Source organism: Sphingorhabdus sp. (assembly GCF_041737645.1).
Taxonomy (GTDB): domain Bacteria; phylum Pseudomonadota; class Alphaproteobacteria; order Sphingomonadales; family Sphingomonadaceae; genus Sphingorhabdus_B.
In genome coordinates this window covers 1-12,966 of the sequence record NZ_JBGSRI010000048.1, presented here as the reverse complement: position 1 = coordinate 12,966, position 12,966 = coordinate 1, and the positions used below count along the sequence as shown (strand labels likewise).

Annotated in this window: 11 protein-coding genes; 7 read left to right on the top strand and 4 right to left on the bottom strand. The window is 54.0% G+C overall.

Translation table 11 applies throughout. The features are described from left to right. Positions 1-5: 5 nt before the first annotated feature. The 5 genes from ACEW72_RS08580 (at position 6) to ACEW72_RS08560 (ending at position 5,197) form a co-directional block, all read left to right on the top strand. A complete protein-coding gene (locus ACEW72_RS08580) occupies positions 6-827 on the top strand; it encodes a DUF2163 domain-containing protein (RefSeq protein ID WP_373475967.1) in 822 nt (273 codons plus the stop codon). Next, entirely contained in the window at positions 817-1,230 is a 414-nt protein-coding gene (locus ACEW72_RS08575; protein ID WP_373475966.1) for a hypothetical protein, read from the top strand. The genes ACEW72_RS08580 and ACEW72_RS08575 overlap by 11 nt, the downstream gene beginning before the upstream one ends. A 1-nt stretch (position 1,231) precedes the next feature. Then, the gene (locus ACEW72_RS08570) at positions 1,232-3,433 is read left to right on the top strand and encodes a phage tail protein (protein ID WP_373475965.1); all 2,202 of its coding nucleotides are present in this window, start codon (positions 1,232-1,234) and stop codon (positions 3,431-3,433) included. A 31-nt stretch (positions 3,434-3,464) separates the two neighbouring features. Beyond that, a complete protein-coding gene (locus ACEW72_RS08565; protein WP_373475964.1) occupies positions 3,465-3,914 on the top strand; it encodes a DUF2793 domain-containing protein in 450 nt (149 codons plus the stop codon). A gap of 158 nt (positions 3,915-4,072) precedes the next feature. Further along, positions 4,073-5,197: an OmpA family protein gene (locus ACEW72_RS08560; protein ID WP_373475963.1), complete on the top strand. Its 1,125-nt coding sequence runs from the start codon at positions 4,073-4,075 to the stop codon at positions 5,195-5,197. A gap of 116 nt (positions 5,198-5,313) precedes the next feature. Here ACEW72_RS08560 and ACEW72_RS08555 read toward each other — a convergent pair whose 3' ends face one another. Next, a complete protein-coding gene (locus tag ACEW72_RS08555) occupies positions 5,314-8,073 on the bottom strand; it encodes a [protein-PII] uridylyltransferase (RefSeq protein WP_373475962.1) in 2,760 nt (919 codons plus the stop codon). A gap of 60 nt (positions 8,074-8,133) precedes the next feature. Continuing rightward, complete coding sequence (locus tag ACEW72_RS08550) at positions 8,134-9,837, bottom strand: class I adenylate-forming enzyme family protein (RefSeq protein WP_373475961.1); 1,704 nt, start codon at positions 9,835-9,837, stop codon at positions 8,134-8,136. 77 nt (positions 9,838-9,914) lie between these two features. Between ACEW72_RS08550 and lgt the strand changes: the two genes are divergently transcribed. Both lgt and ACEW72_RS08540 read left to right on the top strand, forming a co-directional pair. Next, entirely contained in the window at positions 9,915-10,778 is an 864-nt protein-coding gene (lgt, locus tag ACEW72_RS08545; protein WP_373475960.1) for a prolipoprotein diacylglyceryl transferase, read from the top strand. Next, the gene (locus ACEW72_RS08540; RefSeq protein WP_373475959.1) at positions 10,768-11,838 is read left to right on the top strand and encodes a class I SAM-dependent methyltransferase; all 1,071 of its coding nucleotides are present in this window, start codon (positions 10,768-10,770) and stop codon (positions 11,836-11,838) included. Before lgt ends, ACEW72_RS08540 begins: the two co-directional genes overlap by 11 nt. Before the next feature lie 369 nt (positions 11,839-12,207). Here ACEW72_RS08540 and ACEW72_RS08535 read toward each other — a convergent pair whose 3' ends face one another. Both ACEW72_RS08535 and ACEW72_RS08530 read right to left on the bottom strand, forming a co-directional pair. Then, positions 12,208-12,765, bottom strand: a complete 558-nt coding sequence (locus ACEW72_RS08535) for a DUF5655 domain-containing protein (protein WP_373475958.1) — start codon at positions 12,763-12,765, stop codon at positions 12,208-12,210. Positions 12,766-12,781: 16 nt separating this feature from the next. After that, the coding region (locus ACEW72_RS08530; protein WP_373475957.1) for a hypothetical protein at positions 12,782-12,966 on the bottom strand (185 nt) is incomplete at its 5' end.

The window sequence follows — 12,966 nt, the reverse complement described above, 5'->3', positions numbered from 1 at the left end:
TCTTGATGCACACAGGAATGCAAGGGCAGGTGATGTCGCTAGTTTATGGCTGGCGGCTGGAACGCAGCGATGGGATCACACTGGGTTTTACCACCCACGACCAAGATATACTTCACGATGGGTTGCTTTTACGTGCCAGCCCCGGGCTAAAGCCGACGTCAGTGATCGAAAGCCTTGGCCTTGAAAATGACGGGCTAGATGTAAACGGCGCGATCACCTCGGATGCAATACGCCAAGATGATTTGGCAACGGGTCGGTGGGATGCCGCTTATTTGGAAATCTTCCTTTTCGATTGGCAACATCCTGATGATGGAGAGCGTTTGATAGCCTGCGGGGAACTGGGTTCGGTGTCCTTTTCCGGCGATGCTTTTGAAGCCGAATTCCTGGGATTGAAGACAGTTTTTGACAAAGCGATTGTGCCACAGACTTCACCGTCTTGCCGGGCCAATTTCTGCGATGCCGCGTGCGGTTTGAACCGGGAAAAGTTCAGGCAAATGGCGCGCGTAAACCATGTCGAGGGCGATCGGGTGATTTTGGACGGCGCTATGTCGTTCGTGGCAAATAGCTTTGCTTATGGCCGTTTGCGGATATTAAGCGGCGCGCACTGTGGACGCGCTTTTGACATTATCGAGAATGATGCCGACAGTCTCGCATTATCACTCGTTCCAAGGGGCGGAATTGGGTCGGGCACGCGAATAGAAATTGTGGAAGGCTGCGACAAGCAGATCGCAACCTGTGCCTCACGGTTTGACAATGCGGTCAATTTCCGGGGCGAGCCCTACTTGCCGGGTAATGACCTTTTGACCCGTTACCCCGGTGCAAATTGAACCGCTCGCCGCGATTGCCGGTCGCGCATTGGAAATTGTCGGTGCGCCTTTCAAACTGGGTGGAAGATGCCCGTGTGCAGGGCTTGATTGTGTCGGAGTTGTCGGCTTTGTTTTGGCCGATCATATTGCATCGGACCCCATTCCCAATGATTATGCCCTTCGTGGTGAATATCTCGACCGGATTTCAGCTTTTTTTAATCGCCCTGCTTTCCAGGGTTTAGAAAACGCTGGCCCGAGGTCGGGTGACATTTTGCTGTGTCAACCAAGCGTGCGGCAACTTCATCTGGCAGTTGTGACTGACCGTGGCGCGGTTCACGCGCACGCCGGCTTGCGGCGCGTTGTGCTCACCCCGTTACCTTTGCCTTGGGCGTTGATCGGCCATTGGCGATTTACAGGAGACTGAAATGGCAACCCTTGTTTTAACCGCTGTAGGTTCGGCCATAGGTGGACCTCTTGGCGGTGCTATCGGCGCCGCTTTAGGTCAACAGGTCGACAATGCTGTGTTCGCTCCGAAGCCACGTGAAGGCCCGCGGTTAAAGGAGCTGGATGTTCAGATTTCCAGCTACGGGAGTCAGATTCCAGCCTGCTTCGGGAAGATGCGCGTTGCCGGAACGGTAATCTGGGCCACTGATCTGGTTGAGCGCCGCGCCAAAACTGGAGGAGGGAAAGGGCGGCCGTCGACGGTCAATTATTCCTATTCGGTTAGCATGGCCGTGGCTTTATCCAGCCGACCCATTTTGCGGGTGGGGCGCATCTGGGCGGACGGAAATCTGATACGCGGCAGCGCCGGAGATTTGAAAGTCGATACGCAGTTGCGCCTGTATAGTGGCCATGGCGACCAACAACTCGATCCCCTGATGGCGTCGGCCGAAAATTCATTACAATGCCCGGCATATCGCGGGATTGCTTATGCCATGTTCGAAGAGTTGCAGCTGGCAGACTTTGGCAACCGCGTCCCTTCACTCACCTTCGAAATTTTCGAACGGGAGGACACGGTCCCGGTTACAGAAATATTCCACGCCGCAACGAATGGTGTCGTGAGAGGGGAAAGCCAGCAAATGGTTAGCGGCTTTGCATTATCTGGTGCAACCGCGCGTGAGCCACTTGCTATATTGAATGACAGTTTTTCCTTGGAATGCCGAACTCAAGGACGCGATCTGATGATCAAAGATTACCAGCGGTTGCAGGATGAGCCCTGTTCTATTGTCCCCATAATGTCAGAAAATACTACTCTCTTTGACATATCGAGAGAGACGATTGAGCCAGCCAGCCGCTTACCGCACGTTATGACACTTCGATATTATGACAGCGAACGGGATTATCAGACCAGTTTGCAACGCAGCTTCAGGGGGCAATTTTCAGCGGTCGACCATAGCATTGAACTGCCTGCCGTTCTTGATACGGCGACTGCAAAGCAAATTGTCGAACAACGGTTGCTAGAAATGCATAGCCGACGCCGCAGTTGGCGCGGCGATGTGGCCTTGCTTAAAGAAAAATTATTTCCCGGAGATCATTTTGTCGATGATAGGGGAGGGCGTTGGCAAATCCTCCAGATTGAACATCGCTTTGGTTCAGCCCAGATAGTTGCGCGCGCTTCGGGCGCTTCGGCTATTTTTCCTGTGAATGAAGCTTCACCGGGACGTATAGTTCCTTCGCCTGACATTTTGATTGGCGACACCCGAATTTGTGTTGTTGAATTGCCGGTAATTGGCTTGACCGATCCGGGAAAGCCGATCGTTGCGGTATATGCCGGAGGGACAGGGGCAGGTTGGCGCAGGGCCGCGCTTTCGCTTCGCGACAATAGCGCCCGGATTGACATCGGTGCGACGGCGCAATCAGCAATCATCGGGTCTTTGCTCGAACCGCTTGATCCGCACGCGCCGCATCTAATTGATGAGCGGCGCGGCCTGCGTGTGCAAATGGTGAATGCCGGAATGGATATAGCCAATCGAAGCGGATCACCTCTGGATGTTGATGCACCGATATTCTGGTTATCTGGCGAATTCATCCGTTACGGGAAATGCCAAGACCTGGGGAATGGAGTCTATCGCTTTTCCCGGCTTTTACGTGGCTGTTTCGGGTCGGAAGATGCTGTCTTGCACCATCCCGTATCTGCCCCCTTTGTCCTGATAGATTCCGACAGCGCGCATATCATCGATGAGCGTATATTCGGGGCTGGCGACTTGGTTCAAGTCGAAGCACTGGGTCTCGGCGATTCTATCCCGGCAACCGGAATAGCCCACATCAAATCTCTGGCGATTACACCCCTCGCGCCGGTTCATGGATACATGAACAGGGCACAAGACAACGGACTATTGGTACGCTGGATAAGGCGTTCGCGAATCGATAACGGCTGGAAAGACGGGGTCGACCAGTTGATGGCAGAAGAGCGCGAGCAGTATCGTGTTGCGCTATTTGCTCAACAGAATCTCGTTGGCGAATGGGTTGTCGATTCCCCGGAACTTGCCTTGAGTGGCAGTCAATGTTCGGAGATGGGTTTAGATGGACTTGCAAATTTGACGGCAGAAATCCGCCAATCCGGACGCTATGCCCAATCCTCTCCTGCGGTAATCCATCTGCCATCAAGTTCTGGTCACGCGGGCTGACGTTATCCAAATTTTTACAGGGAGTGAACTAATGGCCGTACTGCAAACCACGCGCTTCAATTTACCACTTTTGGCGGTTAGCCAGGCGCAAAAGGAAGTCACGCACAACGAGGCTTTGGTCCGGATCGATGCATTGCTTCATACTATGATTGAGTCAGTTCTTTCAGTTCCACCAACTTTGAACGAGTCCGATATTGGCAAATGCTGGTTAATAGGTTCCGGTGCAGTCGGCGAATGGGCCGGAAAGTTCGTCCAATTGGCCATTTGGGTTGGAAATGACTGGCGTTTTATCAACCCAATTGAAGGAATGAGGTTGCGATTAAGAGACGAACAAAGCGATGCCGTATTCGACGGAAATAATTGGGTCTTCGCGCCGATCATCGACGACCCCTCTGGTGGAAACATCATCGACGTGGAGGTTCGCCAAGCAATGACTACATTATTGGAGCATTTGCGATCGACAGGTTATGTTACGCGTTGAACTATCGTGTAAAACTTAGCCGCCAAAACCGGGCTTTTTTGTTGGAATAGCGACATTTGGGCAACAGTATGGCAACTTAGTTGCTTGCATCAATGGAACAAAATCGATAGACCTGCGTTCTCGAAATTCCATTACTAAGATAGAAAAGGGGATAGTTGATGCGTAAGTTAGCCATAGGTTTGGCGCTCGCTTCTACAGCTCTGGCATCACCGGCTTTAGCCCGCGACGACCAGTGGTATGTCGGAGTTGACGGCGGTGTCATGATTGTTGAAGATTTGGCGTCGGATATCGGTACTTTAAACGATGCCGCGACAATCGATACTGATACCGGATATGATTTTGGCGGAGTCGTGGGATATGATTTCGGCGGTTTCCGTCTGGAATCCGAAGTATCTTACCGTGAAGCCGATATTAAGGGCTTCTCCAGCACTACACCGCAAATCACAGCAGGTTCTAGCACAGCACTCGCTCCAGGCGGAAACTACGCTGTTGCTGGCGATGCCAATGCACTCAGCTTCATGGTCAATGGTCTGTTAGACTTTGGTGATGATGACGGTCTTCAAGGCTTTGTGGGCGGCGGCGTTGGCGTAGCTCGCGTCGACGTGCAAACAGTGTTTGGGGGTCCGTCGTTCCTTGATGACTCCGATACGGGTTTTGCGTGGCAGGCCCTTGCAGGCGTCCGTGCTCCGTTGTCGGATAACTGGGATGTTGGCGTGAAATATCGCTTCTTCAATGCTAACAAGGTGAACTTGGTTGACCGTTTGGGACGCGATGTGGAAACACGTTTCCGCTCGCACAGCATCATGGGCAGCCTGATTTATAACTTCGGCGGCGCGCCTGAGCCAGTTGTGGCACCACCACCGCCAGCTCCGGTTTACGTGGCTCCACCACCACCACCACCACCACCACCGCCTCCTCCGCCACGTGCGGTTTGCAACACGGGTCCGTATATCGTGTTCTTCGATTGGGATAAGTCGAACCTGCGTCCTGACGCGGCTTCGGTTCTGGACAACGCGGTTGCCCAGTATACTGATTGCGGCAATGCGAAAGTCATGTTGGCTGGACATGCTGATAAGTCAGGTACTGCAACGTATAACGTTGGCCTGTCTCAGCGCCGTAACTCGACTGTGCGTGCATATCTTGAATCCAAGGGTGTTGCTGGTGGCGCGATCGCTACCGAAGCCTTTGGTGAAACTGCACCTTTGGTACAAACTGCAGATGGTGAGCGTGAACCGCAAAACCGTCGCGTTGAAGTTACCTACGGTCCAGGATCGGGCATGTAATCTTCGGATTGCAATACAAGACAAGAAGAAGGGCTGGTCGCAAGACCGGCCCTTTTTTTGGATTGTTCCGAATTAGAATGCGGATCAGCCCGACTGGCCCTGAGTTTGCTCCGCTTTTAAGCCGCAGCCTTGCCTTTGCTTAACGGGCTTCCTGCCGCGGCTTCGATAAGACGGGCCTCCAAAGATTTTAATCGCGACCTACTCTCGATCTTGCCGCCTAACAGGTCGGTGACATAGAAAGTATCGACCGCGCGCTCACCATAAGTTGCAATATGCGCGCTATGAAGCGTGACCTTGGATTCGAACAGCGCCTGTGCAAGATTGTTCAGCAAAGCAGGGCGGTCCAGCGCGTTGACTTCAACAACGGTAAAGCGGTTCGAGGCCTGGTTTTCTATGAAAACGGATGGCGCGATTTTGAACGCATCGGCGCGGCGCAGGGCCTTGGGCTTTGCATCTAGTTGCACCATCAGCTTTGCGCGATTGGTTAAAGCATCCTGAATATTCCGCGAAAGCCGGTTCAATTGGCCCTGTTCTCGAAAAGGGCGTCCAATCGGATCCTGTATCAAGAAATTGTCGATCGCCATGCCGTCGCTGCTGGTGTGAATGCGGGCATCGATAATATTTCCGCCTGCCAAATGGATCGCACCTGCGATGCGGTAAAATAGTCCGGGATGGTCGGCGGCAAAAACGGTAACTAATGTCGCCCCCCGTTCCGGATAAAAACAGGCGTCAATTGCGAGTTCGGTGTCCTTGTTGGCGAGCAGATGCTTGGCATTGCGTGCGATGATGTCTGACGGCTCGGCTATCCAATATGCGTCGGGCAGTCGCTTTGCCAATTTGGCAAATTCAGGTGCGGGCAAACGGAGCTCATTTTCCAGCAATTCCTTTTTCGCCGCAATACGCTCTTCACGACCGCGTTGCTTATGGCCTAGCCGCAACACTTCCTCGGTCGCTTCGTATAGGTCAGAAAGCAATTGCCGTTTCCAACTGTTCCACACGCCAGGCCCCACCGCGCGGATATCAACAACAGTCAGAACGAGTAAAAGCCGCAATCTCTCTGGCGATTGGACCGCCTGGGCAAAATCCAATATGGTTTTGAAGTCCGCCAGATCGCGTTTGAACGCGGTTGCAGACATGAGCAGGTGAAAACGGACCAGCCATGCAACAGTCTCAGTTTCCGCCGGATTCAGCCCGAGTCTGGGGCACAGATTTTCGGCAACCTCTGCGCCCAGCACGCTGTGGTCACCGCCCCGGCCTTTGGCGATATCGTGCAAAAGCGTTGCGACAAACAAAACCCGTCGGCTGACAATTTGACGCATGATTGCGGTTGATAAGGGATGGTCATCTTTTAAAGCGCCCGATTCAATTTCTGCCAAAAGGCCGATGGCACGGATCGAATGCTCATCCACAGTATAATGGTGATACATATCGAATTGCATCTGGGCTACGACCCGTCTGAAATCAGGAATGAAACGGCCGAATACGGTCGATTCATTCATCCATCGCAAAACAGTTTCCGGGTCCCGTGGTGAAGAAAGTACATCAAGAAACAAGGCATTTGCGCGGCTGTCGCGCTGCACATTGCGGTCAATCAACCTTGCTTCACGCTGAGCTGCGCGCATGGCGAGCGGGTGTATTTCCAGCCGATGCAAATCTGCGAGTTGGAATATTTCCAACAACCGCACCGGGTCTTCTTCAAAAAATCGGTCATGGGGCAGGGCAAGGCGTCCACGGTCCAGTTGAAACCCATTTAATTTTCGAGGATTCCGGTTGAACGACGGCAAAAAGCGCCGCCCCTTTTTCGCCATCGCTTCGTCCAGATGAGCAAGAAACAGGCCGGTAACATCCCCGACGGTTTTGGCGTTCAGGAAGTAAAATTGCATGAACCGTTCGACGGTCGACCGGCCCGGGCGATCCGCAAAATGCATCCGCTCCGCAACTTCGCGTTGCAGGTCAAAAGTCAGCCGCTCTTCGGCCCTGCCGGTTATGGCGTGCATATGGCAGCGCACCGCCCACAGAAAATTCTCGGCCTTGCGAAAATGCCGGTATTCGTCTGCGGTCAACAACCCAACACCGACCAGATCGGATGCGGAAGAGACCTGATGGATATATTTCCCGATCCAATAGAGTGTATGCAGGTCGCGCAAGCCGCCTTTACCATCCTTGATATTCGGTTCCACCACATAACGGCTGTCGCCCATGCGCTTATGCCGTTCGTCGCGTTCTATCATTTTCAGGCGGACAAATTCCGACGCCGTCTTGCCGACGACCTCACTCCAGAACCTACGGCCAGCCTGTTCGTATATATCGCGATCGCCCCATACGAAGCGGCTCTCCAGCAGCGCGGTGCGGATGGTCAGGTCCTCTTGCGCCATCTTGACGGTTTCATCGAGCGAACGGCTCGATTGCCCTACTTTCAGGCCCAGATCCCACAGTAAATAGAGTATCGCCTCGACGACCTGTTCGGTCCACGAACTGCGCTTATATGGAGTGACAAAGGCGATATCTACATCGCTATGCGGTGCCATTTCGCCTCGTCCATAGCCGCCCACGGCCAGCACTGCGATCCGTTCGGAAGCCGACCGGTTGGCGGCCGGATAGACATGCACAGTCACATAATCATAGATCAGCCGGACAATCTGATCGATCAGAAAGGCCTGCTCCGTCGCCGCGCGATATCCTTGCGAGGGATGTAACTGCAAACGGCGGTCGATCTCGGCCCGGCCCTGTGCCAATGCGGCTTGCAACTGTTCCAGTACGCGCGGGCGCTGGGTCAGTGTTTCGCGTTCCGATGCAATATCGTCCAACGTTTCCGCCAGAGATTTCCGGTCGATAATATCGCGCTGCTTAACAATATGATCCGCTGTCGAAGCCATAGGGCCTCCTATACCCCTATTTCATCGGGGTCGAACCAAAATGCAGGCCGGTATCCAAAGTTAGACAGTCGTACCGACCTTTGCATTATATTCGCGGCGCAGCGTGACCCGGTCAATCTTCTGTGTGCCAAGACGCGGAAGCGGCTCGGGCGCATGCCAATAATGTACCGGAATCTTAAACGGCGCGAGGCGCGGGGACAGAAAGGCTTTCAATTCCTCCTCGGTCAGGGCCACTCCATCTTTGGTGTGGTAGACGATGCCGGGCACCTCGCCATATTTGTCATCCGCAATGCCGAACACCGACAGCTCGACGATCGAGTCATGCTCGTAAGCGGCGGCTTCGACTTCGGGACAGCTGATATTTTCGCCGCCACGAATGATGATGTCTTTCTTGCGGTCGACGATGAACAGATAGCCGTCTTCATCCAGATAGCCGATGTCCCCAGTGCGGAAAAATCCGTCTTCCGTAAAGGCGTCGCTGGTGGCCTTTTCATTATCCCAATAGCCGTTGAAATTGGCGATGGTCCGAATGCAGACCTCGCCACGTTCCCCCTGTGGCATATGGTTGCCGTCATCATCAAGCATCGCCACCTCGACCAAAGGCTTGGTCGCCGGGCCCGTGCTGGTGGGCTTTAGCAGATAGTTTTCCGTGAAATTGCCGCATCCGACGCCGTTGGTTTCGGTCAGGCCATAGCCGAGCAGCGGGTAACCCCAGCTCATTTCCTTGCGGATTTTCTTCACATGGTCGACCGGACGCGGTGCGCCCCCTGCGGCAAAGGCCGTGCAGCTGGTCAGGTCATATTTGTGGCGGTTCGGGTGGGTCGCAAGCTCGATGCTCATCAACGGCACGCCGACAAAGTAACTGATGCGTTCCTTTTCAATGATACGCATCGCCTCCTCGGCATCCCATTTGGGCATCATGACCAATTTGCGGCCAATGGCGAAGCTTTGCAACACCAGCGGTACTGAAGCGGTGACATGGAATAATGGTACGTTGACCAAGGCCGAGGGCTGCGCCGGCATTGCCTGTCCTGTTGCGCTCAACAACTCAAAAAAGACCAGTGTCTGGCCCACATAGCTCATCGCACCCTGAACTACGCCGCGATGGTCGGAAACAGCACCCTTGGACTGCCCCGTCGATCCAGATGTATAGAGAATGGTTGCATTATCCAGCGCATCTATTGCGGGGAGGGCTGTTTGCGCTCCACCACCTTGTGAAGTCAACACTGACAGGCCGTCAAGCGGTGAACAATCATGGCTGAATATCAGCAATTGGCAGTCGCCTATATCCTGTCCTTCCACACGCGCGGCCCGCTGGGCATCGGCGAGGACATAGCGGCACCCGACCATGCGGATACCTTCAGCCAGTTCGCCGCCTTGCCACCATCCGTTCAATAGTGTCGCAACGCCGCCGGCCATGATAATCGCCATATAAGCGACGATCCAGTTTGCCGAATTTCGTGCGGCGATTCCAACCCGCTCACCTTTTTGTAGTCCGCGGCCTTCAACCAGGCCACCGGCCAGGGCGCGAGCTGCGGCATAGGTTTCACCGAACGTCAGGCGGCAATCGCCGTCGACCAGAAATTCCTTGCCAGCATGGGTCGCGCAGAAAAAGGCGAAATAATCCGAAAGATTTGCCGGGGCTTTCGCCAACATCGGCATTTGGACGCCATATTTTTCGACTTGGATAACGGCAAGGGGACCATCATTTTCCATCAGGCGCGAAATTGTCGCGGTAATCGCAAGGTCCAGTTCGGTAGGCATTATGATTCTCTCCTAAATTCTTTTGTGCACCTTCTATTTCGCTCTATAGGAATGTCAAAATTTACCGAGGATTTCCTGTGCCATTTGAAATTATTGCGACCGCAGCCGAGTATATCCATTACACCGACCTTGGGGTGGGGCCGGTTGCGCTGGATTTGGGTTTCTTCCAGATTCGCTGGTATTCCCTGAGCTATCTGGTCACGATATTGCTCGGTTATTGGTATCTCACCAAATTGCTGAACCGACCGGGTGCACCAATGTCACGCGCACATGCTGACGATCTTATTCTCTATATGACATTAGGTATCATATTGGGTGGCCGATTCGGCTACATCTTGTTTTACGACCAAGAATTGCTGGCTCTGGACCGCTTTTACAAGCTTTGGGAGGGTGGGATGTCGCTGCATGGGGGCACTTTAGGTGTTCTGTTTGCGCTTTGGTTGTTCACTCGTGTCCACAAATTATCCTATCTTCGCGTTTGCGATTATATCGCGGTTTGCGTACCTTTTGGAACATTTCTGATCCGTATGGCCAATTTTGTGAATGGCGAGTTGTGGGGCAAGGTGACCGACGTGCCGTGGGCGATGGTGTTTCCTGCGGCCGATGAATTTCCCCGCCACCCGAGCCAACTTTATGAAGCCGGTCTTGAAGGATTGTTGATGGCTGCGATTATCTGGCCGTTATTCTGGAAAACCGATGCCCGGTACAAGCCCGGCCTGCTAACAGGGGTGGCAGCGCTGATTTACGGCGTGGCGCGTTTCGGCGTCGAATTCGTCCGCGAACCCGACAGCCAGTTGAAATGGCTTCCCGAAATGACAGGGCTAAGCATGGGCCAGTGGTTGACCATCCCGTTTTTGCTGTTTGGCATCTGGCTGATCGCGACCGCTGCAGGCCGCAGGCAGCGGGTCGAACCTGTATCAGGCAGTAACAGTGTCGCCTGACACAGGCCAACTCGCGCTTCGTCTGGCGAAGCAGATTGAGGGGTCCGGCCCGATCAGCGTTGCCGAATATATGCGCGCGTCGAACAATGAATATTATGGCGCAGGCGACCCGTTCGGGGTCGAAGGCGACTTCATAACCGCGCCGGAAATCAGCCAGATGTTCGGCGAGCTGATCGGCATGTGGCTCACCGATCTCTATTTGCGCCAAAACAGTCCGACCAACTGCCACTATGTCGAATTGGGCCCGGGGCGCGGCACTTTGGCCGCCGATGCTTTACGCGCCATGTCGAAATTCGAATTTGCACCCGCCGTGCATTTTGTCGAAACAAGCGAGGCGTTGCGTGCACAGCAGCTCAAAAATGTGCCGCTTGCGACCTTTCATGACCGGATCGAGAGCCTACCGACCGACGGGCCGTTGCTGGTGGTCGCGAACGAGTTTTTCGATGCGCTCCCCATCCGCCAGCTCATCCTAACCCATGCCGGTTGGCGTGAGCGCGTTGTTGTGCGGGATCGCGGCACGAAATTTGCGGCTATGCCCGGCTCCTACCCGATGGATGGATCGGTCCCTGCCGCGTTCCAGAATTCCCCGGTCGGCAGCATATTCGAATCGTCGCCCGATGCGGCGACCATTATGTATGAACTCGCCACGCGTATCGCCACGCAGGGCGGGGTGATATTGGTTATCGACTATGGCTATACACAGCCCTCGCTGGGCAGCACTCTGCAGGCGGTGAAGTCGCATGGCTATGCCGACCCATTCCTTGACCCCGGCATCTGCGATTTGACAGCACATGTGAATTTCCTGGAGCTCGGCAATTTGGCGCGAATGCGGGAATTGGTTGTTTCCGGGCCAACCACGCAGGGTGTTTGGTTGTCCGCGCTCGGCATCGGACAACGCGCAGCCGCTTTGGTAGAGGCGTCACCTGATAAAGGCGAAGAGATATACGTTGCACGAGACCGTTTGGTCAAAACCGGTGAAATGGGGACGCTGTTCAAAGTCCTCGCCGCGCACTCCGCTGACTGGCCGGTACCCGAAGGTTTTGGTGGTCCGGTGGTTTAGGGACGCTGCGCATTTGAATTTGGTTCGTACGAATAGACGAAGGCATGAAGAAGGTTGGCGAAACAAAAAGGTCGACTTGCACATTCCGCTTTATTGCAAAAAGCCGTCACCCTGAAATTGTTTCAGGGTCTATTTACAGTACATGCCTGCTGATGAGAGAAAAGCCGCCCGGTGCCGCGCAGTTGGAGAGGGGCCACAACGGTGAGGTTCGTTCGCCAACTCCCCCTCTCCACTTCGTCTAATGGCTAAAGCCACAAGACTACGTACCTCTCCCCTAAAGGAGAGAGGAAGGATTATGTCGCCAAATCGAAAATCTACATCGAAAGCGGACTATCAGGACACGACAACTTTTCAGACGTTCGCCAATCTTCACCCCGCCGCGTCAAACGCTTGGCGTAGCACCCCCAAAACTTCTGTATCGATGTCATCCGCGTTTGTTAGCGCTACGGCATATTGGCACATACCACCTGGCTTTTGTGCAATTACCCGGCTGCTTCGGATATCATCCTTAAGATTTATTCCCAGCTCAGATGCACTAGCATTTTTTGGCCCTAGCATAGCAAACTGCTTCTTTCGCCGTAGGGCAACATAGGCTTTCTTAGGAGACTGTTCAAATTCTCCCCACGAAGCGATCGCAGCAATCAGCGCGTCATGGATAATGCGCAAATGTTCTTTCTTACCTGCATATATGCTGGCGAGTGGATCATCGACGGGGGCAGTGGTTGACGTCGCCGCTTTGGCTGCATGAGCGAGCGCATTAGCGTCGCCGTAGCCTAGACCGAATTTCTCGATTATCCAACTTCGGACCTCGCTGTGACTTACCTTACCTGATGCACCAATTTGTTCGCACAGCGCCGACAATTTCTGACCGGTCTTGATCTCGATGTTGCTTAGCTGAGTGGCCTTGGCCTTTTCCACATCTGCCATAGAGTCTCTCCTACTCTTAGAAGAGTAAAATGCCTAATTTGAGAGAAAAACGCAATGTCAGCTTTCCATCTGTGGACGCCCCTAAAGATGCAAGCGGTTTTTGAGAGGGGTGCATGTAGTCGGATGCTGCCATCTGTCCGGCCTCTTGATGCAGCATAGCTGCGGGCCCGTATGGGAGTTCGCGGACCGGAACCACATCAC